The organism is Sphingomonas rustica (genome assembly GCF_039652585.1).
Classification (GTDB): Bacteria; Pseudomonadota; Alphaproteobacteria; order Sphingomonadales; family Sphingomonadaceae; genus Sphingomonas; species Sphingomonas rustica.
Window position 1 is genome coordinate 126,852 of record NZ_JBDIZK010000006.1, and the last position, 22,978, is coordinate 149,829.

Here is a 22,978-nt window from a genome sequence, read left to right on the forward strand (position 1 = left end):
CGGCCGCCCATTCGGCCCATATTGCGGGACCGGTCCGCTCATGGCCGGCCGGAGATCAGGACGAAGCGGGTGCCGGGCCGGGCGTCCTGCCAGCAATGCGCCGCGTTCAGCCGTGCGGCCATCAGGTCGATCAGCCGCGACCCCATGCCGCTGCCCCGGGTCGCCCCGTCGCCCCGGCCATGGCCGCGATCCTCCACCTGAAGGCGGTAGCCGCCGAACGGCATCGCGTTCAGCGTGATGCGGATGTCGCCGTGCGTGTCGGGGGCATAGGCATATTTGCAGGCATTGGCGACCAGCTCGGACACCAGCACGCCGATCGCATTGGCCGTGTCGGGCGGCACCGCGACCGCGTCGGCGCCCACCAGGACCCGCCGCGCGGCCGCGCCCTGCCCGCATCCCTGCTCCAGATCGGCGGCCAGTTCCTCCAGGTAATCGCCAAGCGCGACATGGGTTGCGGCATGGCTGCGGTACAGATGACGGTGGACGTTGGCGATCGCGCCGATCCGCTGGCCGGTCATCTGCAGCACCGCGCGGGCATGCGGGTCGATCACCGCCCGTGCCTCGACCGAAACCATCGCCATCACCAGCTGCAGGCTGTTGGCGATGCGGTGGTTCATCTCGTCCGCCGCGCTCGGATCGCCGATCGGCGGGAGGACCACCACGTCTCCGGTCGTCGATGGGGTGAAGCCGTTCGTCATGCGCATCGCCTGGCCCTTCTGCCTGCCGCCGGGACGGTGGGGATGCGCCCTTTATCCGCCGATGCCGGGCGAGCGACTATCATACTCAGGTTTGGCGCGACCCGGCATTGGGTTAGACTTTGATATGATAGTCATGGAGGATCGGAGCGGTTTGGATAGGGCATGCACTGCTTCAGGAGGACGCGATGACCGGTTGCCGCCACAGCATGACAATTACCGACGTGACGCCCAGCGCGAAGGGGTGCGAGGACTGCCTGAAGATCGGCAGTCCGTGGCTGCACCTGCGGATCTGCCGCAGCTGCGGGCATGTCGGCTGCTGCGACCAGTCGCCGCATCGCCACGCCCGCGCGCATTTCGATGCGACGCGCCACCCGATCATCGAGGGCTATGACCCGCCCGAAGGCTGGGGCTGGTGCTATGTCGACACGGTCGAGGTCGACCTGCCCGACCAGACCCCGCAATGGGGCCCGATCCCGCGCTATTACGAAGGGTGAGCCTGCGGCACTGGTGATCGCCCTTCCCCGGTCCCATCTGGGCGCTGAAGAGGACCGATCGCCAGATGCCACGCGCCAATTCCTATTATCAGGGCCCGGTCTCAGACCATTTCGACGGCCAGCGCTTCTTCAACCCCGGCCACCCCGATACCGACCGGTCGCTGCGACAGGTGCTGAGGTGGAAGTGGCGCGAGAAGGCGGCGGCCTGGCCGAAGTCCGTCGAGATCCGCCAGGTCGTGCCGGACGCGCGGGTGGACGGGTTGCGCGTCACGATGATCGGACATGCGACGGTGCTGATCCAGTCGGCGGGGCTGAACCTGCTCACCGATCCGGTCTGGTCCGACCGGGCCAGCCCGGTGCGCTTCGCCGGACCTCGCCGGGTGACGGCACCGGGAGTCGCGTTCGACGACCTGCCGCCGATCGATGCGGTGCTGTTGTCGCACAATCATTACGACCATCTCGACGCCGACACGCTGCGCCGGCTGCATGCCGTCCACCGGCCGCTGATCGTCACCCCGCTGGGCAATGACACGATCGTGCGCCGGATCGTGCCCGACGCGCGCATCGCCGTCGGCGACTGGTGGGACGGCGTTGCGCTGTCCGATGGCGCCCGCGCCGATATCGTCCCGGCATATCACTGGTCGGCACGCGGCCCGGGCGACCGGCGGATGGCGCTCTGGGGCGGGTTCATGCTGCGGACCCGCGCCGGCCTCGTCTATTTCGCAGGCGACACCGGCTATGGCGACGGCGCGATCTTCCGCCGGATGCGCGAGAGATACGGGGCGGTCGACATCGCGCTGCTGCCGATCGGCGCCTATGCGCCGCGCTGGTTCATGGCGGACCAGCATACCGATCCGGACGAGGCGGTCCGGATGCTGATCGACCTTGAGGCGCACGGCGCGATCGGCATCCATTGGGGCACGCTGCAGCTGACCGACGAGGCGCGCGACGAGCCCGAGGCGCTGCTGCGCCGGGCGCTGTCCGATCGCGGCATCGCCCCCGATCGCTTCCCCGCCGCCCTGCCGGGCCAGAGCTTCGACCTGACGGTTGATGGCGGCGACCGGCTGCTCGTCCTGCGCGACCGCTAGGTGGCGTGGATGAATTCGTACCGGGCGGCAGCAGTTATCATGTCACGGTTGCGCAGAGCGGATCACGTTCACCAGTACCAGTTCATCCTCGGCTAAAGTCGTCCAGCACCACACACCTGAAAGTCCCTCGAGGGGCACGATGTTGCGCTCTCTTTCATCGGCGTCGCGTGCAATCTGATCCGAGACTCCCTCAATCGGCTGCTCCCGTCGCAACAGGGCGGCCCATGCGGTTATCGCATTCTCCTGATCCGATGCCCGGACCTGCGAGATGTACGTTCCGCCAGCATAGTCGCACACGATCGTGAAGAGGGTCGAGGTCATCAGGCTGGCATACAGCGTCCGAATCGCCGCCGCCATAACAACGCGGGCCGATATCATGGCGGGAACCTGCCATTGAAGCATGAACGGCACAGCCGTCCGCGACCAAATCCAGGCACCGGGCGGAAAAGCGGCATGGACCTTCTCTCAGCCGCTCAACACCCAGGCCCCAGCGTCGGGCACGATGCGGCGCTATAAAGGCAGCGGAACCGGATCGAACCCGTCTCGGCCATTTCACAGTCAACCGGGGCCGTCTGCACCCGTTGCGGCCAGCCTCCCAGCGGCATCCTCAGAAGGGCAGATCGCGTCACCGCCGGATAGCTGTTCGAACTTGTCGACGCCGGTTAAGCCTTGCGTACACCCGCCCCAAACCTTGGTTTGGATTGGCGCAGCCGGAACGATCCGTATCTCTTGTCCTGTCGGCAGGACATCGACCCTGCCCTGCACAAGGAGAAAGACGATGGCGAACACGGTGTCACTCGCAGAGCGTTTTCTGGGCACGCCGACCGATCTAGGCGCGGACGCGACCCGCGACATTTCCGCAGGACTTGGCGGCTTGTTGGCCGATGTCTTCGCACTGTATCTGAAGACCAAGAATTTCCACTGGCACATGAGCGGACCGAATTTCCGCGACTATCACCTGCTGCTCGACGAGCAGGGCGACCAGATCTTCGCGATGACCGACGTGATCGCCGAGCGCGCGCGCAAGATCGGCGGCACGACGATCCGCTCGATCTCCGACATCGCCGGCCGCCAGCGCATCCTCGATAATAACGAGCCCTATGTCGATCCGCAGGACATGCTGGCCGAGTTGCACGGCGACACCAAGCAGCTGGTCGCCGAGATGCGCCGCGTGCACGAGCTGTGCGACAGCTACCATGACGTCGCCACCGCCAGCCTGATCGAGGTCTGGATCGACGAGAGCGAGCGCCGCGCCTGGTTCCTCTACGAAAGCTGCCGAACCGCAGTCATCCGCTGATCGGCCAGCGGCGGCGTGGTCCCTCCCCCGGCCCCCTCCCATGGGCCGCGCCGCCAAGCGATTGATAACATTCATAAATCCTCTCCCGGAGGGAGAGGGGGACCGCGAAGCGGTGGAGAGGGGGTTTCCGCACCACGCAGGTCTCGTTTGGGGTAACCCCCTCTCCACCAGCCTGCGGCTGGTCCCCCTCCCCCTCCGGGAGAGGATTTTCGACTAATTGTCAAACACTTGAACCGCTGCCTTGAGCGCCAGCCACCACTGTCCCCAACATGCGCGCTGCCGCCTGCACCAAATCTGCACCGACATCTCACCGCGCCGACGATCGGCTCTCGATCCGCCCACGCGATTGCAGTCGAGATGAAGGAGATGGTCGGGATGCGAGTGGCAGGTACGGCGCGAGGGAGTTTCGCGATCAAGCAGGCGGCGGCGGCGCTGCTGATGGTTCTGGGCAGCTGGTTGTTCTACGATCAGTGGATCGGGGCGACCTTGGGCGGGTTCGCGCTCGCATGGCTGGTCGTACTGGTGGTGGCGGTTCGCCCGGTGCGGCGCAACCGGCAGGCGATGATCGCGGTGCTGGTTGCGGCCTTCTTTGCCGTCACCCTGATCGAGGCACCCGGGCTGCTTGGCTGGACCCTGTTCTGGACGGCGATCGGCAGTGCGGCGTTGCTCCCGCGCCGGCGGTTCGACGATGCGTGGCGGTGGTTGAACCGGCTGGTGTTCGCGACCGGCTATGGCCTGGCGCGCCCGATCCTCGATGCAAAGCAGCTTGCGAAGATCCGGACCCGCCGGCGGCATACGAACATCGGGCGGGTGGCGGCGGTGCTGGCGCTGCCGGTGATCGGCGGGGCGGTGTTCATCGCGCTGTTCGCCGGCGCCAACCCGCTGATCGGCGAGATGCTGGGGCGGGTCGAACCCGCATCGCCGGTCGGCCTGATCCCCAGGCTGGTGGTCGCCAGCCTGATCGGGCTGGCGATCTGGCCGACGCTGCGACCGCACCCGTTCTCCACACGGATCGAGCTTCGCGAGGCGAGCATGGGACGCGGACTGCCGGTGCCGGTGATCTCGATCACCCTGTCGCTGGTGACGTTCAACGCGATCTTCGCGCTCCAGAACCTGTCGGACATCGTCTTTCTGTGGAGCGGTGCGCCGCTGCCGGGCCAGGTCACGCTGGCCGATTACGCCCATCGCGGCGCCTATTCGCTGATCGCGACCGCGCTGCTGGCCGGGCTGTTCGTGCTGACCGCGCTGCGTCCCGGCAGCGAGAGCGCCAGCCGACCGGCGATCCGCGCATTGGTGGCGCTGTGGGTGGCGCAGAATTTGTTTCTGGTGGCGTCGTCGATGCTGCGCACCTGGGACTATGTGCAGGCCTATTCGCTCACCGGGCTGCGCATCGCGGCGCTGGCCTGGATGATGCTGGTGGCCGTCGGGCTGGTGCTGATCTGCTGGCGCCTGCTGGCCGGCAAGTCGTCTGGCTGGCTCATCAACCGCAACGCGCTCGCCGCCGGGCTGGTGCTGGCCGCGACCTGCGTGGTCGATCTCGGGTCGGTCGCGTCTCACTGGAACGTCCGCCATGCGCGCGAGGTGGGCGGCGCCGGACAGCATCTCGACCTGTGCTATCTGCGCCAGCAGGGACCGTCGGCGTTGACCGCGCTTGCCGAACTGGAAACGCGCGTCACCACGCCGGTCCTGCTCGACCGGATCCGTGCCGTCCGAAGCGATATCCTCGACACGGTGGAATATAGCCAATCCGACTGGCACAGCTGGACCTGGCGCAACGCCCGCCGGCTGGCGGCAGCCAAAGCGGCGCTCGGGGCAACGCCCCCGACCGCGGCTCACGCGCCCAACGGCCGCGACTGTGACGGGACGCCCTTCCGAGAGCCCGAACCGGTGCCGCCGGCGTCGGTCGCATCGCCCGATGCTGCAACCCCCACGCCCATCGAAGGCGCACCGCAGCCGCCCAGCCCCACGCCGTCCCCGTTGACGGGAGCCGCACGATGATGATGATCCCGCAGTCCATGTCCCGCACCATCCTCGTCGTCGATGACGATCCCCATATCCGGCAACTCCTCGTCTTCGCGCTGGCCAAGGCCGGTCTGGAGTCGATCGAGGCGCCCGATGGCGAACAGGCGCTGGCGATGGCGTACAGCCATGCGCCCGACCTGGTGGTGCTCGACATCAACATGCCCCGGATGGACGGGCTCGAGGTCTGTCGAAGGCTGCGCGCCGAGGGCGAGGTGCCGATCCTGTTCCTGTCGTCGCGCGACGACGAGATCGACCGGGTCTTGGGGATCGAACTGGGCGCCGACGATTATGTGGTGAAACCCTTCAGCCCGCGCGAGGTGGTGGCACGGGTGATGGCGATCCTGCGCCGGACGGGATCGCAGGCGCAGGCGCAGGCGACCGGGGCGGCGGAACCGGCGATGCGCCAGGGCCGCCTCTCGCTGGACCTCGACGGCTGGCGCGCGGACTGGGCGGGGCATGAGGTGTCGCTGACCGTCACCGAATTCTCGATCCTGAAGCTGCTGGCCGGCACCCCGGCCAAGGTGTTCAGCCGCGACGCGATCATCGACCGGCTGCACGGGCCGAGCTTCGCGGTGACCGACCGCACGATCGACAGCCATATCCGCAACTTGCGCGGCAAGTTCGGCGCGGTCGGGGGCAGCGACGTCATCGAGACCCGTGCCGGCATCGGCTATCGCCTTGGCCCCTGTACCGGCGGCGGCGGGTGATCGGCCGGCTGAAGGAGGCGATCAAGCGGCGCTGGCCGCCGCTGCGGCTGCGCACGATCCTGTTCGCGACGCTGCTGGTCGTCGCCACGCTTCCCGGCGTCGGCGCGGTGTTCCTGCGGGTGTACGAGAATACGCTTGTCCGCCAGACCGAGGCCGAACTGATCGCCCAGGGCTCGGCACTGGCCGCAACCGCGCGGGCGGTGTGGCCGGGGGCGCCGCCGCTCGCCTATCCCGACGAGCATGACTATCATCCCGAACTGCCGCGGATAGACCTGAACGCGACGCCGATCCTTGGCGTCCGTCCCGACGGGGTCCAGGATGGCGGCACCGTCGAACCCGATGCGCGTGAGGCGTCCGCGCGGCTGTTGCCGATCTTCGCGGTCACCGGCCAGACGACCTCCGCGGCGCTTACCCTGATCGACTCCAGGGGACGGGTCGTGAACGGATCGGAGGCGGGGCGAAGCTATGCGGCGCTTCCCGAAATCCGCGCCGCGCTGGCCGGCAAGTCGGATACGGTGCTGCGCCGGCGCGGCAATTACCGGCCCGTCTACGCGCTGGAATGGCTGTCGCGCGCGGCGGCGATCCGGATCGACCACACCCGCCCGATCATCGTCGAGGGTCGCGTGGTCGGCGTCCTGCTGCTGTCGCGGTCGGCGCGGACGCTGTTCAAGGGCATGTATGACGATCGCGGCAAGATCATGCTGGGCGTGCTGCTGATCCTGGCGACCCTGGTCGTGCTGAGCGGGCTGATCTCGCGCGGCATCGCCCGGCCGATCGAGGCGCTGAGCGCGGCGACGCGCGATCTGGCGCGCGGTCGCGGGAGCGTGCCCGAGGCGTCCCGCACCGCCGCGATCGAGATCCAGGGCCTGTACCGCGACTTCGCCGCGATGGCCCAGGCGATCGACCGGCGCTCGCGCTACCTGCGCGATTTCGCCCATGCGATGAGCCACGAATTCAAGACGCCGCTTGCCGGCATCCGCGGCGCGATCGAGCTGCTCGAGGATCATGATGCGACGATGTCGCCCGAGGATCGCCGTCGTTTCCTGGCCAATGCCGATGCGGGCGCGGAGCGGCTGTCGGCGCTGGTGACGCGGCTGCTCGAACTGGCGCGCGCGGACATGACCCGGCACGATCTTGCCGCTGCCACGCCACTGGCGCCGGTGCTGGCCCGGGTTGCCGACGCGATGCGCGGCGACGGGTTCGAGGTGACGGTCGCGGTGGACGGGATCGGCGATGTCGCCGTCCCGGAAACCACGCTGGAGGCGATCGCGACCACCCTGGTCGAGAACAGCCGCCAGGCACGCGCGAGCGCGGTTCATATCCTCGGCGCGCGCAGCGGCGATCGCGTGACGCTGACGCTGTCCGACGACGGATCGGGCATCGCGCAGGCGGATCGCGAGCGGATCTTCGAGCCCTTCTTCACGACCCGCAGGCCGGAAGGGGGAACCGGCCTGGGCCTGTCGATCGTCGCGTCGCTGATCGAGGCGGCGGGCGGATCGATCCGGCTGGGCGAGCCGCACGGCAGCGGCGCCTGCTTCGTGCTCGAGCTCAACGCGGCGCGGCCAGCGCCTCTTCGGTCGGGGTGAAGGCCGATCGCCCCGGCCGATCGGTCGGCACGTCGGTTGCGAAATAGGCGACACCGGTGCCCGAGGCAGGATCGACCCACAGCCCTGACTTGAGGCGATAGGCGTCGCCAGAATGGCCGAAGCGCGCGACGCCGTCGCCGAACGGGTCGTCGTGGCAACCGGTCACCGGCGTGACCAGGAAATGGACCGCCAGGCCGTAGCTGCAGGTGAAGCCGCCGGTCGGCGCATCCACCGATCCGTCGCCGCCGATATCGCCATTGGCGTCCGCGCCGGACGCCCCGTTATAGGTCCAGAGCGGCGTCTCCAGCAGCGCGAAGCTGCGCGGCGACAGGATCCGGACCCCGTCGACACTGCCCCGCCCGAGCAACAGGCGCCCGATCTTCGCCAGGTCGCGCGCCGAGATGCGCAGTCCGCCCTGGGGCGAGAAGATCGCGCCATTGGCCCCTGCCCGCCAGCGCGACAGGTCGCAGGTGCCGTCGGCGGCGGGCGTGACCGAGCAGGCCGGCTTGGCGCCGTGATTGTCGTCGCGAACCGGCTTGCCGTCGCGGTACAGGACGACCGCTCGCGCTGCCGTGGGCGCGGCGCAGCGCTCCCAATTGTAGCAGGCCTTCAGCTTCAGCGGACGCAGCACGAGCCGGTCCATCAGCCGGTCGAACCGCTCGCCGGTCGCGCGCTCCATCACCGCCGCGATCACCGGGAAGTTGAGGTTGGTATAGCGGAACCAGCGCCCCGGCGGATGGGCCGCGTCCCACGCTTTCGGATCGGCCAGCACGGTGCGCATGTCGGCGTCGAGCGGCAGGACATAGTCGATCCCGTCCACCAGGCTGGAGCGGTGCGACAGCAGCAGCCGAAGCGTGATCGGCACGTCGGGAAAGGCCGGGTTGCGAAGCCGCCAGCCGAGCAGCCTCGACACATCGGCATCGAGATCGAGCCGCCCCTGCTCCACCAGCTTCAGGACCGCAATCGACACCACCAGCTTCGAGATCGAGGCCACCCGCACCGGATCGTCCGCGGTGACCGCGCGCGCCGCAGCGACATCGGCATGGCCGCGGGTGAGGATCGCGGTTTCGCCCTTGCGATCGAACTGCACCCGGACGATCGCCGCGGGGCGTGGCGGGTCGGGCGTGGCAACGGGGGTTGTTTGGGACAGGGCAGCGGCAATCACGATCGGCAACAGCGGCATCGCGGCTCTCCTCCAACGACAACGGGCGAAGGGTTGCCCCTCCGCCCGTGATCTCATCGATTACCCGACCGCCCTGCCAAAGGCGGCGCGGTCGAGCAAACCGGTCACTTCAGTTCGAAGCGCACACCGACGCGGAAGGTCCGCCCGAGCATGTCCGAATAGGTGCTGTTCGCGGCAAGCCCGGTCTCCGGCACCAGCAGCGGCCAGCGGTTGAACAGATTGGTTACAGTAAAGAAGAACTGCGCTTCTGAATCCCAGTTGGTCTTGATCTTCTGCGAAATGTTGAAGTCGACGTAGAACAACCCCGACACATGATTGTCGTCGTAAGTCGGGAACTGCGTCGTCGAGACTGGACAGCTCGTCTGGCACTCGATCCCGTTCGCGACATACTTGCCCGCGCTGACGCCGCGACCGACCACCGTCGTCGAGAAGGTGTCCGTGTCATAGCTCACGCTGCCGCGGAAGAGCCACGTCGGCGTGCTTCCCTGCCCGCCGTTTGCACCCACTGTGCTGACGGGAATATTTCCGACGATCCCCGGATCGCTGATATTCTCGATATAGCGTGTTGCGACACCGCGCAGGCTCAAGTTGCCAGGGCCGACCGCAACGCGATACGCTGCATCGATGTCGACACCCCGAACCAGTCGCCGGGCAAAGTTGAACGGCTGGCTGGTGAACAACAACCTCGAACTGTTGTTCGGGTCCTGTACCATGGCGGCACAATATTCTGCCCGACCTTCGAAGCAGCGGTTGATGATTTCCTGAGCACTCAGACTATCGATGGCATCCTTCATGTCGATCCGGAAGTAATCGACCGATGCCGTAAATCCGGGCAGGAAGCGAGGCGAGAACACCGCGCCGACGTTCCACGAGTCTGCCTTTTCCGGGCGGAGGTTGGTATTCCCGGTGACCGTCGCCGAGTAGGAAATGGTGGCCGGATACGTAGCATTACCCGGCCCAGATCCGGGGGTGAAGGGATTACGGACGGAATCGCTGTTGGACGATCCGGCCTGATATAGATCATTCAGGTTGGGCGCACGAATATCGCGCGAGCGCGTGACCCGCAGCCGGATATCATCGATCGGCTGCCATGTTGCACCCGCCTTCCAGGTCGTCACGTAACCCGAGGTCGAATAGTCGGTGGCACGAACGGCACCGTTAAACTCGAGCCCCAGGCCGAGCGGGATCACAGTCTCGAGATAGGCTTCCTTGACGTTGTACCCGCCGATGGTGGGCAGATAATTGCCGACCGACCATTGATTCGCCGTCGTGCGTCCTCCGCCGGGGTTATTGGTCGTCACGGGCGCAAATTCGACCGGGACGGAGCCCGTGATCTTCTCCTCGCGATATTCGCCGCCGACCGAGATGCTGACGTCGCCAGCCCAGGTCGCGAATGGCGTAAGCGCGAGGTTGATGCCTGCCACACGCTGCTGGACGACCTGATCGCGATAGGGATCACCGAGGACATAATCGATCGCAGCCGGGTTGGCGACGCCGACACCCAGGCGATTGAGCGGCACGCAGGCGCGATCATCGTTGGTGGTTACCGTATCCACGTTCACCCGGCACTGGATCGAGCCCACCGCATAGCCGCCGGCATTGCCAGCAGCGGCAAATACCGCATCGGTGGCATTCGCCATCCGCTGGGTATGCATGATATTTCGGAGTTGCTCACGGAGATTGGCCCGCCCGTACTGACCATAGATGTCCCATCGCGCGGATTTCCCGAACGCCTCGAACTGGCCTTGTGCGCCCACGACATAGCGTTGGACTTCGCGTCGGTTGTTGATCGCACGAAACGGCAGGTCGACTGCAGTGGTGGCAAGCGTGACGGTGTTGATGCCGTTCAACCGGCTCGCGCCCAACGCGTTGACCAGAAATGCGTTATCCCGCTGAAGCGTGATGCCCGTCGCCAGGTTCGGGCCCGCGTTGAACAGCACTTCCTGCCAGTTGTAGGAGCCCTCTGCGAACAACTCCACGGAGTCGGAGACTTCGAAGCTCAGACGTCCGTACACACCGTGGCGATCGTCCTTGGGCTGAAGACCGATGCGCCGGCCGGAATCGTTGACCTGCCATGACCCGCCCTGGGTCAGTGACGGCGCAGACGCCCCAGTCGGCGACGGATAGGTCAGCGCACCATATTGGAACTGGTTGAGCGATCCACCCTGCCCGAAGTAAATACCGCGAAGGTCGTTCGCGGTCCGCCCGCTTCCGGCAATCACGCTGTTTCCGGTAATCAGGCCGCCAGGGGTCGAGTTAGCCGCGCCGACCTGACGACGGATCAGGAACTGCGGTGTGGTACTGGTCGCGGTCCAGTTGGGGTCCTGGATGCGGACATAGCCCGTCTGGTTCCAGTCGCGGTCGATCTCGAAGATGCCGTCGCGATGTGCGATTTCACCGCTGAGCAGGATGTGCCCCCGACCGCCGGCGAATGATTTTCCGAAAGCGGCATCGAACGAATAATTTCCGCCGTCGCCATAGGTGCTGATGCCGGTATCCCCGGTTACCTTCAGTCCTTCATACTTTTTGTCGAGGATGAAGTTGACGACGCCAGCGACCGCGTCCGATCCATAGGCTGATGACGAGCCGCCGGTCGCGATCTCGACACTTTTGACGAGCGATTGCGGGATCGTGTTGATGTCAACAAGGCCGGTAATGGTGGAGCCGACCGATCGCCGACCATCGATGAGGACCAGCGTGCGGACCTCGCCCAGGTTGCGCAGGTTCAGGGCGTTGATCCCGGCCTGGCCGCTGCTGAGGTTCAGGCGGGAATTCTCCGGGCGGGTCGAGCCTGCCAGCGCGGGCTGCTGATTGATCAGGTCGGCCAGGTTGTTCGACGGCGACTGGTTGAGGATTTCCTCGGCCGACACGACGTTCAGCGGCGTCGGCGACTGGAAGCCGCTGCGGACGATGCGCGAACCGGTGACGACGATCTCGCCGTCCTGCTCGACCGTCGATTCTGCCGGCTGCGCCTGGGTGGCGCTGTCCTGGGCCATGGCCGGTGCCGCAGCAGAAAGTGCGACCAGTGCGCTCCCCGTTACCAGAGCCAGTCGGAGCGATGTCGATCGTACCATTGTGCTTACCCCCTTCAACTCGCATTTTTCGATGCGTACCCCGATATTAAGTAACAAGAATGTTGCGGCGCGCCATAGTTTCTGTTCCGCCCGCCATAACCTCGCGGCATCCGTTACCCCCGCGCCCCTTGAAAGCGTGACGTCGCGGCAACAGTGGCCGGACAAAGCGCATTGACTGTCCCGCCGCGTCGCTGGAACCTGTGCGAAACCGGGTGCGGGAAACATGCAAATGCAAGTGAATCTGCCAGACTATCTGAGGCGTTACGCGTGATTGACGCCAAAATGGGCGGAGTCGCGGCGGCCCCGCCGGTGGTCCAGTCGCGCGGCGCGCGCATGGCGCTGTACGTCCTGCTCGGCTTCGCGGCGGGCCTGCCCTTCTACATGTTCTCGACGATCCTGTCGGCGCGGCTGACCGAGCATGGCGTGGCGCTGGCGGTCATCGGGTTCTTCGCCTGGGTGCAATTGCTGCCGACCTTCAAGTTCGTCTGGGCACCGCTGCTCGATCGCTATGACATTCCCGGCTTCGGCCGCTTCTGGGGGAAGCGCCGCGGCTGGATCATGCTGTCGCAGCTCGGCATCTTCACCTCGATGCTGGCGATGGCGTTCACCTCGTCCGATGCCAGCCTGCCGCTGACCGCGCTGTTCGCGATCCTGCTCGCCTTCTGGACCACCACGCTGGAGGTCGCGGCGGACGCGTGGCGCATCGAGCTTGCCCCGACCCAGCAGGAACAGGGACCGGTCGCCGCCGCCAATCTGTGGGGCTATCGCACCGCGATGGTCGCAGCGGGCAGCGGGGCGATGCTGCTGGCCGACCAGGCCGGGCGGTTCTCGGCCACGCTGGGATCGGTCGGCATCCTGCCGGGCTGGACCTCGTCCTATCTGCTGATCGCGGTCGCCGCCTTCATTCCCTTCCCGATCCTGGCGGCGATGCGCCCCGATCCGGCGCATGGCGGTGGCCGCATCGTCGCGCTGATGACCGGCATCGCCGCGAGCGTCCTGATCCTGGGCCTGGTCGCGCTGGGCACCGCCGCGATAGGCTGGGTCGTGCTGGAGACAGCCGGTGGGATGGGGTTCAGCAGCAAGACCAACGTCACCCCCTGGGTGCTGGGGATCTGCATGTTGCCCTTCGTCGTCATGGCGATTGCCCTGCCCCGGATCCGAAAGGCCGGGCCGGACTCGGCGATCCGCACCTCTGCCGCGATCGGTCCCTATGTCGATTTCTTCTGGCGCTACGGCTTCACCGCGATCGCGCTGATGGCGTTCGTCTCGGTCTATCGCATGGGCGACGTGCTGGCGCTGAACCTGTCCAAGCCCATGATCCTGAACCTCGGTTATACCAAGACCGAGATCGGGCTGGCCGACGGACTGGTCGCGCTGATCGCGAGCATCGTCGGGGTCGGCATCGGCGGGTTCATGACCACGAAGCTGCGCTTTGCGGTGACGCTCAGCATCGGCGCCTTCTTCGCAGCGCTGGGCAATTTCGGCTTCGTCTGGCTGGCGCATGTGCCCAAGAGCGACCTGGCGCTCTACATCGCCACCGCGCTCGACCAGTTCGGCAACGGCATGGCCGGGGCGGTGTTCGTCGTCTATCTCTCGATGCTGGTCAATCCGCGCTATCCGGGGGCGCAATATGCCTTTCTGTCGGGCTTTGCCTTCCTCCTCTCGCGCCTCCTGTCCGGTGCGGGCGGCGCGGTAATCGAACGGCTGGATGCGGCGGGCTATAACGGGTTCGACATGTTCTTTCTCGCATCAGGCGTGATCAGCCTTGCCGCATTGCTCTTCCTGCCGATCGTCGCCCGCGCGACGCCGCGTCCGGACGACCGGCCATGAGCGGGATCGACGCCGCCTTCGCGCCCGCCGAGCGCTATCTGGCCGAGGGGCGCATCCCCGGCGCAACCCTGGGCGTGGTGACCGCCGACGGGCAGCGCTGGACCCGGACCGCCGGCATGGCGGCGCTGGTGCCCGAGGCCGAGCCGCTGACCGAAGATCACTGGTTCGACCTCGCCTCGGTGTCGAAAGTCGTCGCGACCACCACGATGATCCTGACGCTGGCGGACCGGGGCGCGCTCGACCTCGACCGGCCGCTGACCGACGCCATCCCCGATCTGCGCCAGTATGACGTCGCCAACGCCGCCGAGCGCCGGCTGACCTTTCGCGACTGCCTGGCGCATCGCAGCTTCTTTCCCGCGGTCGAGCCGATCTACACCTATGGCGACGATCCCGACCGACTGCGCGCCTTCGTGCTCCAGCGCGAATGGCGTCACGGGCCACCGGTCTATTCGGACATCAACTTCATCCTGCTGGGCATCGCGATCGAGCGGATCACCGGGCGGCCACTGGGCGACTGGCCGCTGGGCAAGGGATTGAGCTTCGGCCCGCCCCCCGGCCCCACGGTCGCGACCGAGCGCTGCATGTGGCGCGGCCGCGTGCTGAAGGGTGAGGTGCATGACGAGAATTGCGCGGCGATGGGCGGCCAGACCGGCCATGCCGGGTTGTTCGGCACCGTCGCCGGCGTGCTCGACTTCGCCCGGGGCCTGCTCGACGGCAGCGGTGCCAGCCCGGCGATGATCGAGGCGATGCGCACGCCCTGCTACGAGCACCGCACCTGCGGCTGGGAACGCAAGTTCGCCGGCTGGTCGGGCGGCGAGGGCTGTTCGGACGAGACGATCGGGCATACCGGCTTTACCGGCACCGGGCTGTGGGTCGATTTCGGGCGCGGGATCGCCTGGACACTGCTGACCAACCGGGTCCATCCGACCCGCCATTTCGACAGCGGCATCTTCGAGCTTCGGCCCGAGACGGGCGATGCGGTCGCCGCCGCCTTTGCGTGATCAGGAAAAGGGGAAAGACGATGATTGCCAGGACGCTGCTCGCTTTGCCGCTGCTGTTCGCGCTCACCGGCGCTGCCGATGACGAGGTCAGCGCGGAGGATCGGCTGATCCACGAACAGATGCTGGTGCTCGACACCCATCTCGACACGCCCGAATTTTTCGAACATCCCGGCTGGCGGTTCGATCGCTGGCATGACTGGCGCTTCGACAAGAGCCAGGTCGACCTGCCGCGGATGGAGGCCGGCGGGCTCGATGGCGGCTTCTTCGTCATCTACACCTCGCAGGGCGAGCTGACCCCTGCGGGCTATGCCAAGGCGCGCGACGGCGCACTGACCCGGGCGATGTGGATCCAGCGGGTCGTCGCCGCCAACCCCGACAAGCTCGCCTTCGCCACCACCGCCGCCGATGCCGATCGGCTGCACAAGGCAGGCAAGCGCATCGTCTATCAGAGCATCGAGAACAGCTACCCGCTGGGCGAGGATCTCGGCCTGCTCCAGACCTTCTTCAACATGGGCGTGCGGATGGCCAGCCCGGTCCATTTCCGCAACAATCAGTTCGCCGACAGCGCCACCGACAAGCCGCGCTGGAACGGCCTCAGCCCTCTTGGCAGGCAATGGGTGGCGGAGATGAACCGGCTGGGCATGGTCCTCGATGCCAGCCATGCCTCGGACGCGGTGTTCGACCAGATGCTGGCGCTGTCGAAGACGCCGATCATCCTGTCGCATTCGGGGCCGCGCGCGATCTACGACCATCCGCGCAACCTGGACGACGACCGGATGCGCAAGCTGGCGAAGTCGGGCGGCGTGCTCCAGATCAACAGCGTCTATCTGGTCGCAGGGGACCGCAACGCGGCGCGCAATGCCGTGTCCGATCGCCAGGACGGCTGGTGGGCGCTCAGCAACGCCGAACAGCGCAAGCTGATCGCCGACCGCACTGCGGCGCTGGCGAAGGATCCCTATGCCGGCGCCGATTTCGAACTGTTCATGAAGAGCCTCCTCCATGCCATTGCGGTCATGGGCGTCGATCATGTCGGCATCGGTGCCGACTGGGACGGCGGCGGCGGGGTGCGCGGGATGGAGGACATCACCGCCCTGCCCCGGATCACCGCCCGGCTGCGACGCGAAGGCTATAGCGAGGCGGACATCGCCAAGATCTGGAGCGGCAACGCGCTGCGCCTGCTGCGCCAGGCCGAGGCCTATGCGGCGAAGCGGTGATCCCGCTAGTACGGCTCGGTCGTCATCTCCACGGTGATCCGGAACGTCTTGATCTGCCCCCAGTCCTCGCGGCGGCTCACCGGCGTCTCGTCGGACACCATCGCAATCATGAACGATCCGCGTTGCGGGTCGACGAAGCCGACCGGTGCCGAGTCCCACTGGCAACAGGAACGCTTCAGCGGTTTCAGTCCGACAGCCCGGATCAAATACGCCTCCACCGCAGCCGTATCGCGGCCCGCGACGTCGTAGGTCGCGCGGACTGGCGCACCGAGATCGTCGGGAACGGCGGCGCACCCGGTGTAGCGGGCTCCTTCGGGCTTTCGGCCGAGCCGTCCCAGCAGGTCGCCGCACCCTTTGGCGACAGCTCCCGCAGCCGGTGCGCGGCCGGCTCCAGCCTACGGAGGCGCGGCTTGGGCGCAGCCAAGCAAGGACAAGGCCGCGAGCGCGAGCGGCAGGCCTGTCATTTCCGCACGACTAGCCTTCCGACACGCCGGCCCTGTGAACCAGGCACCCTTTGTGCGATCAGGTATCGATATATCGCCGTCCATTTCTCCAGCTCGTAAACTGCGGCCCGGCGCCGGTCAGTTCGCTTCGGCGATCGCGACCAGCGCCGCGTCCATCGCCTGGGTGGCGTTGACGCCGTCGGGCACGTCATTGGCATAGGCGGAGAAGGTCAGCGTCCGGCCGCTCTTCGCGACCATCCAGCCCGACAGGCCGTTGCTGGCGTTGATCGTGCCGGTCTTGGCGAAGATGCGCCCCTCCAGCGCGGTACCGAGGAAACGGCGGCTGAGCGTCCCGTCCCTGCCGCCGATCGGCAGCGTCGCGCGATAGGCAGCGCCCCAAGGCTGCGCCGCGACCCAGCCGAGGAAGCGGGTCATGCCGCGCGGCGCGACACGGTTATAGGACGACATGCCCGACCCGTCGGAGAAGTCATAGGCGGTGCGCGGCACGCCCGCCGTCGTCAGCATCGTCCGCACCTCGGCCAGCCCGTCCTGGGTCGATCCGGTACCGCGCACCAGCGCGACCCGGCGCAGCAGCAATTCGGCATGAAGGTTCTGGCTGACCTTGTTGGTCAGCGTCAGGTCCTCGGCCAGCGGCGGTGGGGTCAATGCGGCCAGCGGCTGGGCGCGGGGCGGCCGAACCACCGGCGCCCCCTTGCGGATCGCGGGATCGTCGCTGGCCTCGGCGTCGCGATGACGCGACATCACCAGGCCGGTGACTCGTACGCCACGCGCCTCGAGCAGTGCCTTCAGCCGCCAGGCGGCATAATGGGCCGGATCGTCGATCCCGACGCGCAGCGTGTCCGCCGGCGCGCCTGCCTTGATGGTGCCGGTGATGCGCAACATCATGTTGTTGGGATAACGATCATAGCTCAGACCGGTGGCGCCATCGGCTACGGTGACCGCGCGATTGTCGATCGCGTAATAGTCCACGCTCTCGATCTTCGGCGGCTGGCCGACATTGCCCGGGGTAACCGTCAGCGCGATCTCGTTGTCGTCCAGCGTCAGCGCCGAGATGCCGGTGCCATAGCGCGACGGGATGTTGTTCCAGCTCATCCCCAGGCTCCAGCGCTGGTCGGGAAAAAGGCTGTCGTCGCCTACGACATCCTCGACCCGCTTCGTCCGCGCCGCGACGGCGTCGGCAAGCTGCGCGAGGCAATCGGTAACGCAGTCCGCCGCGCTCGACAGCCGGGCATCGCCGCGGCCCTCCAGCACCACATCGCGTCCCTCGATCCGGACCGCGGCGCCGCCCGCGGCGTCGGGCTGATCGATCGCGGGGATCAGATGGAATGCCGCCGCGGTGGTGAACATCTTGGTGTTCGAGGCAGGAATGAAGCGCTGGTCGGGATTGACCGCGACGATCTCGCGCCCCGCCTCGTCGGTGACGACCAGGCCATAGCGAACCCCGGGACCGGCGCCGGCGAGCACGGTTTCGACCCGCTGCTGCAGCGCGGACGCGGTCTGCGCCAGGGTCGGCTGGGTGAGCGAAGCGGAGACGAGAAGCGCAAGCGCCAGAACGGGTCTGTTCATGAGGCGCGACCCTAAGGCCAAAACCGGCCGGTGCAATTCATTCAGAGCCTTGGCGCGTCCATAACCGCCGGGAATGGCTGCGGGTTTGACGTCTTGCCCGCACCGCGCCGCCGCCTAGTCTGCCGCCATGGGTCTGCACAACTGGCTTCGCGGCGCGATCGGCGCATTGGGATTGATCGCGGCAGCGCCGCTGGCGGCACAGCCTGCCGCCGCGCAGGCGTCGGCGCCCCGGGCATCCGATCCGCTGGCCGAGGCGCTGGCGCTTCCCTTTGCCAATGGCCTGACCGGCGCGAAGGACCGCGAACGCTTCGCCTGGGTCGTCAACCAGGCGGGCGTGCGCAACCTGTGGGTCGCCGATGCCGGCAAGCCTGCCGAGCCGGTCACCCGCTATCGCAGCGACGACGGCCATCCGCTCTATCATGTCGCGATCAGCGACGACGGTCAGCGACTTGCCTGGGTCAAGGGCGGCGATGACGAGTTTCCCGACGGCGCGCCGCTGAACGCTGCGGCCGAGGCGGTCGTGCCAAAGCAGCAGCTCTGGCTTCAGGCGCAGCCCGGCGCAGATCCGGTGGCGATCGGCGAAGGCCATTCGCCGACCTTCTCGCCCGACGGGGCGCGCATCGCCTTTGTCCGGCGCGGCGAGATCTGGCTTCATGACGCCAGCGGCGCCCGGCGGGTGTCGGTCATCGGCGGGACGGCCAGCGATCTCCACTGGTCGCCCGACGGCACTAACCTGCTGTTCGTCGACAATCAGGGCGACCATGCTTTCGTGACGCTGCTCGACCCGGCCTCGGGTGCGCTGAAGCGGTTCGGGCCGGCGCTCGGCTATTCGGTGGAGCCGACCTTCTCGCCCGACGGGCGGCAGGTCGCGTTCATCCAGTATCTCGATCCGCCGGGCGGCCCCGGTGCGGAGGGTGGCGCCTATTGGTCGCTGCGCATCGCCGAGGTCGCGAGCGGCGCGACCCGCACGCTGTGGCGCGCGCCGACCGGCATGGGCCGCCGCTATGCCGGCACCCGGATGCGCAACCTCTACTGGACGCGCGACGACCGGCTGATCTTCCCGTGGGAGCGCAGTGGCTGGCTCCATGCCTATGCGATCGACGCCGGCAAGGGCGGCGAGCCGCGCGAGCTGACGCCGGGCGCGTTCGAGGTCGAGACCTTCATCCTTGCCCCCGACGGGCGCAGCCTGGTGTTTGCCGCCAATCGCGACGAAGCCGATCGTCGGCATCTGTGGCAGCTGGGCGCGGACGGGAAGCTCGTCCGGCTGACCGGCGGCACCGGCAGCGAGTCCCTTCCGGTATTCGCGGGCGGACAGCTGGCCGCGATCGCGACCAGCGCCTCGCAGCCGGCGCATCCGGTGCGCCTCTCGGGCGGGCGGCTGACGCCGCTCGGCCAGGCGCCCGCGCTTCGCCGCTTCGTCGAGCCGCAGCCGGTGACCTATACCGCCGAGGATGGCGTCACCGTCCACGCCCAGCTGTTCCGCGCCTCGGGCAGCGGCCGGCATCCTGCGGTGATCTTCGTCCATGGCGGGCCGCGGCGGCAGATGCTGCTCGGCTTCCACCCCTATGTCTATTATTCCAACGCCTATATCCTGAACCAGCATCTGGCGGCGCAGGGTTATGACGTGCTGTCGATCAACTATCGCAGCGGCACCGGCTATGGCCGCGATTTCCGCGATGCGCCGGAGACGGGCCGCGACGGTGCCTCCGAATATCGCGACGTGGTTGCCGGAGGACGCTGGCTGGCCGCGCAGGCGCATGTCGATCCTGCGCGGATCGGCATCTGGGGCGGCAGCTGGGGCGGCTATCTGACCGCGCTGGCGCTGGCGCGCGACAGCGCGTTGTTCGCGGCCGGGGTCGATTTCCACGGCGTCCACTCGCTGCTGCGCTCGCCGTCGAACAGCCAGTCGCTCGAGGCCCAGGACAAGGCGCGGCGGCTTCAGTGGGACGCCTCGCCGATCGCGTCGATCGACCGCTGGCGCTCGCCGGTGCTGCTGATCCATGGCGACGACGACAAGAATGTCGATTTCGCCCAGTCGACCCTGCTGGCCCGCGAACTTGCCGCGCGTGGCATTCCCTATGAGGATCTGGCCTTTCCCGGGGATCGGCACGACTTCATCGTCTGGGGCAACTGGCTGACCAGCTACCGAGCCACAGTCGATTTCCTGAACCGCAATCTGAAGGACAAGCGGCCATGAAGCGCCTTTTCCTCGCCCTGGCCGCTGCCCTCACCTGCATAGGCGCCGCGCCCGCCGAACGCGCCACTCTGATCCACGGCGCCCGCGTCTTCGATGGCAGCGGCCGACCCGCCCAGGTCCGCGACGTGCTGATCCGCGGCGACCGGATCGTCCAGGTCGGCACGCATCTGAAGGTGCCCGACGCCGAAATCGTCGAGGGGGGCGGCATGACCCTGATCCCCGGGCTGCACGACCTGCATATCCACACGCCCGGCGAATATTTCGGATCGGCCGACGCGATCGCCACCGGCTATGGTCCCTATCTCGCCGCCGGCGTGACGTCGGTGAACGAGTTTTCGGTCGGACCGGAGATGCTGGCTCCGATCCGCAGCCTGTCCGCGCCGCTGCCGCATCTGTCGCTCGCGCTGCGGCTGGGCGTACCGCACGGCCACGGCACCGAGTCCGATTTCACCAACGGCATCACCGCCCAGGTCACCACGCCCGAGGCGGCGCGCACCGAGATGGCCCGGCTGCTGCCGTACAAGCCTGATGTGATCAAGGTGTTCACCGACGGCTGGCGCTATGGTCGCGATGCCGACCGGCCAAGCATGGACCTGCTGACGCTGACCGCGATCGTCGAGGCCGCGCATGCGCAGGGCGTGCCGGTGGTGACGCATACGGTAACGCTGGCCGGCGCCAAGATCGCCGCGCGCGCCGGGGTCGATGCGCTGGCGCACGGGATCGGCGACCTGCCCGCCGACGCGGAGCTGATCGCGCTGATGAAGCGCCACCGCACCGCCTATGTCCCGACCATGGCAGTCTATGAGCCGCAGCAGGACCGCAGGTTCCTGAACGACGAATGGGTCCGCCTGCGACCGCAGGATCGCGCCCGCGAAGAGACGCGGCTGGCCAGGCCGATCGAGCCGGTGCCCGATTTCGCGGCCAAGCGCTGGTCGATACTGCAGCAGAATCTGCGCATCCTGCACAAGGCTGGGATACCGATCGCCACCGGCACCGATACCGGCATCGGCGGCGTCTATCCGGGCATCGCGCTGATCCGCGAGATCCGCCTGTTCGTCTCGCTGGGCTTCACGCCCGCAGAGGCGCTGCGTGCGTCGACCGCGACCAGCGCGGCGATCATGGGCAAGTCGCGCACCCATGGCCGCATCCTGCCGGGCCAGCGCGCCGACCTGGTCCTGATCGGCGGCATGCCCGATCGACGGATCGAGGACATCTATCAGGTGCGCCGGGTCTGGGTGTCGGGAGAGGAAGTCACCCTTCCCGCGCGCTAGACGTCAGGGGGTCTGGTAGCCCAGCGCGCGCAGCGCCACGCTGCCCGATCGGGGATCGGAGCTGAAATAGAGCCCGCCTTCGGCCGTGCCGTTGCCCGGAATGTAATCGATCGTCGCGCTGCTGGTCTGTCCGGCGCCGTTGCCTTTGTTCAACGCGCCTTCGACCACAACCGCCGCCGCCGATCCGCGCGAGATATTGCGCGCCTCGAACTCGACTACGAAGCCGGAGCCCGCCGGCGTCACCCGCTTCATCGCGACTTCGATGACCGGTACCTCGTCGGGTTCGCCGGTCATCGCCTCGCGCGCCAGCACGCCGAAGATCGCCAGCGTCAGCAACAGCCCGATCGCGGCCGCGACCCATTCCAGCAGCGGCGTCCTGGCACCGAGAGAGTCGTTATCGGCCATCCGCCCCCCTAGATCACGAGCCGGGCGACGGCCGCGCCGATCGATGCCGGGAAGCCCAATACGACGAGCGATCCGACGATCGACGTCGCAGCATTTCCATCCAGGCTGCCGAACGTCCACAGGATGTAGGCGCTGATCGTCAGCGCGATCGCATAGCCGGGCAGCGTATAGGCCAGGAACAGCCGCATCGGGCCATAGCCTTCAGGTGCCTCTTCCTGCCCCGCCAGACCGATCGCGAAGACCAGTGCGTGCAGCATCAGCAGCGAGAACGCCATCAGCGCCAGGCTGTGCCACGCGGTCATCTTCAGGCCGATCAGCACTACTTCCTCGGTCGGCGCGACGTTGAACGCCAGGAACAGGGCACCCGCCACCATCAGGAACAACTGACCGGAATAGCCCGCTGCCCGCGCCTTCTGATCCTCATCGCGCTGCTCGGCCTCGCCGCCGCTCAACTGCTTGCGGGCGATCATTGCACCGAAACTGGCCGGGACGCTCTGCACCGCGACCATGCCGACCAGCTCGTCGAGCGGTGTCCGCGGTCCGGCGAGGCCGAACAGCGTCAGGATCAACGCGGCAGCGACGATCCCGACGCCATAGGCGGCCAGCGCGTCGAGCACATCCTCGGCCAGGCTGGCGGTCGGCTCGAACCCGCCGAAGCGCGACAGGATCACGAGGATGACGAAGTTCAGGATGAGGAACAGCAGCAGGCGCGCGGGCTGCGCGTTCAGGCCGATCGACCACATCTCCATCGTCATCAGCAGCGGCAGGCCGAACAGGATCGCGCCGGCAAAGGCGCGCGCGAGCCCAAGGGCATAATCCATATCCGGAGTTCGCGCGGCGCTGGTCATTTCGCGTTGGCAACCATCGGCGGGTGCCGGCGG

Annotated in this window: 18 protein-coding genes and 1 pseudogene; 11 read left to right on the plus strand and 8 right to left on the minus strand. The window is 67.4% G+C overall.

The features are described from left to right. Positions 1-38 precede the first annotated feature (38 nt). Positions 39-704: a sensor histidine kinase gene (locus tag TPR58_RS11525; protein ID WP_346246814.1), complete on the minus strand. Its 666-nt coding sequence runs from the start codon at positions 702-704 to the stop codon at positions 39-41. 200 nt (positions 705-904) lie between these two features. On the opposite strand from TPR58_RS11525, the gene TPR58_RS11530 reads away from it, so the two are divergent. After that, the gene (locus TPR58_RS11530) at positions 905-1,192 is read left to right on the plus strand and encodes a UBP-type zinc finger domain-containing protein (RefSeq protein ID WP_346246815.1); all 288 of its coding nucleotides are present in this window, start codon (positions 905-907) and stop codon (positions 1,190-1,192) included. A gap of 65 nt (positions 1,193-1,257) precedes the next feature. Then, entirely contained in the window at positions 1,258-2,280 is a 1,023-nt protein-coding gene (locus TPR58_RS11535) for an MBL fold metallo-hydrolase (protein ID WP_346246816.1), read from the plus strand. A 42-nt stretch (positions 2,281-2,322) separates the two neighbouring features. Here TPR58_RS11535 and TPR58_RS11540 read toward each other — a convergent pair whose 3' ends face one another. After that, a complete protein-coding gene (locus tag TPR58_RS11540) occupies positions 2,323-2,682 on the minus strand; it encodes a hypothetical protein (RefSeq protein WP_346246817.1) in 360 nt (119 codons plus the stop codon). A gap of 376 nt (positions 2,683-3,058) precedes the next feature. Between TPR58_RS11540 and TPR58_RS11545 the strand changes: the two genes are divergently transcribed. The 4 genes from TPR58_RS11545 to TPR58_RS11560 all read left to right on the plus strand — a co-directional run bounded on the left by TPR58_RS11545 (position 3,059) and on the right by TPR58_RS11560 (position 7,892). Further along, on the plus strand, positions 3,059-3,577 hold the full coding sequence (locus TPR58_RS11545; RefSeq protein ID WP_346246818.1) for a Dps family protein: 519 nt from the start codon (positions 3,059-3,061) through the stop codon (positions 3,575-3,577). 375 nt (positions 3,578-3,952) lie between these two features. Beyond that, positions 3,953-5,575 (plus strand): DUF4153 domain-containing protein, encoded by a 1,623-nt coding sequence (locus tag TPR58_RS11550; protein WP_346246819.1) that lies wholly within the window; start codon positions 3,953-3,955, stop codon positions 5,573-5,575. Continuing rightward, on the plus strand, positions 5,572-6,306 hold the full coding sequence (locus tag TPR58_RS11555) for a response regulator transcription factor (protein WP_346246820.1): 735 nt from the start codon (positions 5,572-5,574) through the stop codon (positions 6,304-6,306). Before TPR58_RS11550 ends, TPR58_RS11555 begins: the two co-directional genes overlap by 4 nt. Beyond that, positions 6,303-7,892 carry a sensor histidine kinase gene (locus TPR58_RS11560; RefSeq protein WP_346246821.1) on the plus strand — a complete coding sequence of 530 codons (1,590 nt, stop codon included), beginning with the start codon at positions 6,303-6,305 and terminating at the stop codon, positions 7,890-7,892. Before TPR58_RS11555 ends, TPR58_RS11560 begins: the two co-directional genes overlap by 4 nt. On the opposite strand, the gene TPR58_RS11565 is transcribed toward TPR58_RS11560, so the two are convergent. Both TPR58_RS11565 and TPR58_RS11570 read right to left on the minus strand, forming a co-directional pair. Continuing rightward, positions 7,855-9,075, minus strand: a complete 1,221-nt coding sequence (locus TPR58_RS11565) for a serine hydrolase domain-containing protein (RefSeq protein WP_346246822.1) — start codon at positions 9,073-9,075, stop codon at positions 7,855-7,857. The genes TPR58_RS11560 and TPR58_RS11565 overlap by 38 nt on opposite strands. A gap of 104 nt (positions 9,076-9,179) precedes the next feature. After that, complete coding sequence (locus TPR58_RS11570) at positions 9,180-12,071, minus strand: TonB-dependent receptor plug domain-containing protein (RefSeq protein ID WP_346246823.1); 2,892 nt, start codon at positions 12,069-12,071, stop codon at positions 9,180-9,182. 345 nt (positions 12,072-12,416) lie between these two features. On the opposite strand from TPR58_RS11570, the gene TPR58_RS11575 reads away from it, so the two are divergent. The 3 genes from TPR58_RS11575 to TPR58_RS11585 are packed head-to-tail and all read left to right on the plus strand — an operon-like array spanning position 12,417 to position 16,194. Continuing rightward, positions 12,417-13,979, plus strand: a complete 1,563-nt coding sequence (locus tag TPR58_RS11575; protein ID WP_346246824.1) for an MFS transporter — start codon at positions 12,417-12,419, stop codon at positions 13,977-13,979. After that, positions 13,976-14,980: a serine hydrolase domain-containing protein gene (locus TPR58_RS11580; RefSeq protein WP_346246825.1), complete on the plus strand. Its 1,005-nt coding sequence runs from the start codon at positions 13,976-13,978 to the stop codon at positions 14,978-14,980. Before TPR58_RS11575 ends, TPR58_RS11580 begins: the two co-directional genes overlap by 4 nt. A 20-nt stretch (positions 14,981-15,000) precedes the next feature. Next, positions 15,001-16,194 carry a dipeptidase gene (locus TPR58_RS11585; protein ID WP_346246826.1) on the plus strand — a complete coding sequence of 398 codons (1,194 nt, stop codon included), beginning with the start codon at positions 15,001-15,003 and terminating at the stop codon, positions 16,192-16,194. Positions 16,195-16,199: 5 nt separating this feature from the next. Here TPR58_RS11585 and TPR58_RS11590 read toward each other — a convergent pair. After that, positions 16,200-16,547: pseudogene (locus TPR58_RS11590) on the minus strand (DUF4952 domain-containing protein); the annotation flags it as partial. Between the two features lie 228 nt (positions 16,548-16,775). After that, a complete protein-coding gene (gene dacB, locus TPR58_RS11595) occupies positions 16,776-18,224 on the minus strand; it encodes a D-alanyl-D-alanine carboxypeptidase/D-alanyl-D-alanine endopeptidase (RefSeq protein WP_346246827.1) in 1,449 nt (482 codons plus the stop codon). A gap of 127 nt (positions 18,225-18,351) precedes the next feature. Between dacB and TPR58_RS11600 the strand changes: the two genes are divergently transcribed. Together TPR58_RS11600 and TPR58_RS11605 are read left to right on the plus strand one after the other, a co-directional pair. Next, a complete protein-coding gene (locus TPR58_RS11600) occupies positions 18,352-20,421 on the plus strand; it encodes a S9 family peptidase (protein ID WP_346246828.1) in 2,070 nt (689 codons plus the stop codon). After that, positions 20,418-21,692, plus strand: coding sequence for an amidohydrolase family protein (locus TPR58_RS11605; RefSeq protein WP_346246829.1), 1,275 nt, complete (start codon positions 20,418-20,420; stop codon positions 21,690-21,692). Before TPR58_RS11600 ends, TPR58_RS11605 begins: the two co-directional genes overlap by 4 nt. Positions 21,693-21,695: 3 nt before the next feature. Here TPR58_RS11605 and TPR58_RS11610 read toward each other — a convergent pair whose 3' ends face one another. Continuing rightward, the gene (locus tag TPR58_RS11610; RefSeq protein WP_346246830.1) at positions 21,696-22,097 is read right to left on the minus strand and encodes a hypothetical protein; all 402 of its coding nucleotides are present in this window, start codon (positions 22,095-22,097) and stop codon (positions 21,696-21,698) included. An 8-nt stretch (positions 22,098-22,105) separates the two neighbouring features. Beyond that, positions 22,106-22,918 carry a TIGR02587 family membrane protein gene (locus tag TPR58_RS11615; protein ID WP_346246831.1) on the minus strand — a complete coding sequence of 271 codons (813 nt, stop codon included), beginning with the start codon at positions 22,916-22,918 and terminating at the stop codon, positions 22,106-22,108. Positions 22,919-22,978 lie beyond the last annotated feature (60 nt).

Bases quoted from the DNA above. Each gene is read 5' to 3' on its own strand.
- TPR58_RS11555 (WP_346246820.1), top strand. From the start codon at position 5,572: ATGATGATGATCCCGCAGTCCATGTCCCGCACCATCCTCGTCGTCGAT.
- TPR58_RS11525 (WP_346246814.1), bottom strand. From the start codon at position 704: ATGCGCATGACGAACGGCTTCACCCCATCGACGACCGGAGACGTGGTG.
- TPR58_RS11570 (WP_346246823.1), bottom strand. From the start codon at position 12,071: ATGGCCCAGGACAGCGCCACCCAGGCGCAGCCGGCAGAATCGACGGTC.
- TPR58_RS11585 (WP_346246826.1), top strand. From the start codon at position 15,001: ATGATTGCCAGGACGCTGCTCGCTTTGCCGCTGCTGTTCGCGCTCACC.
- TPR58_RS11615 (WP_346246831.1), bottom strand. From the start codon at position 22,918: ATGGATTATGCCCTTGGGCTCGCGCGCGCCTTTGCCGGCGCGATCCTG.
- TPR58_RS11550 (WP_346246819.1), top strand. From the start codon at position 3,953: ATGCGAGTGGCAGGTACGGCGCGAGGGAGTTTCGCGATCAAGCAGGCG.
- TPR58_RS11530 (WP_346246815.1), top strand. From the start codon at position 905: ATGACAATTACCGACGTGACGCCCAGCGCGAAGGGGTGCGAGGACTGC.
- TPR58_RS11605 (WP_346246829.1), top strand. From the start codon at position 20,418: ATGAAGCGCCTTTTCCTCGCCCTGGCCGCTGCCCTCACCTGCATAGGC.
- TPR58_RS11535 (WP_346246816.1), top strand. From the start codon at position 1,258: ATGCCACGCGCCAATTCCTATTATCAGGGCCCGGTCTCAGACCATTTC.
- TPR58_RS11580 (WP_346246825.1), top strand. From the start codon at position 13,976: ATGAGCGGGATCGACGCCGCCTTCGCGCCCGCCGAGCGCTATCTGGCC.
- TPR58_RS11565 (WP_346246822.1), bottom strand. From the start codon at position 9,075: ATGCCGCTGTTGCCGATCGTGATTGCCGCTGCCCTGTCCCAAACAACC.
- dacB (WP_346246827.1), bottom strand. From the start codon at position 18,224: ATGAACAGACCCGTTCTGGCGCTTGCGCTTCTCGTCTCCGCTTCGCTC.
- TPR58_RS11610 (WP_346246830.1), bottom strand. From the start codon at position 22,097: ATGGCCGATAACGACTCTCTCGGTGCCAGGACGCCGCTGCTGGAATGG.
- TPR58_RS11600 (WP_346246828.1), top strand. From the start codon at position 18,352: ATGGGTCTGCACAACTGGCTTCGCGGCGCGATCGGCGCATTGGGATTG.
- TPR58_RS11540 (WP_346246817.1), bottom strand. From the start codon at position 2,682: ATGCTTCAATGGCAGGTTCCCGCCATGATATCGGCCCGCGTTGTTATG.
- TPR58_RS11545 (WP_346246818.1), top strand. From the start codon at position 3,059: ATGGCGAACACGGTGTCACTCGCAGAGCGTTTTCTGGGCACGCCGACC.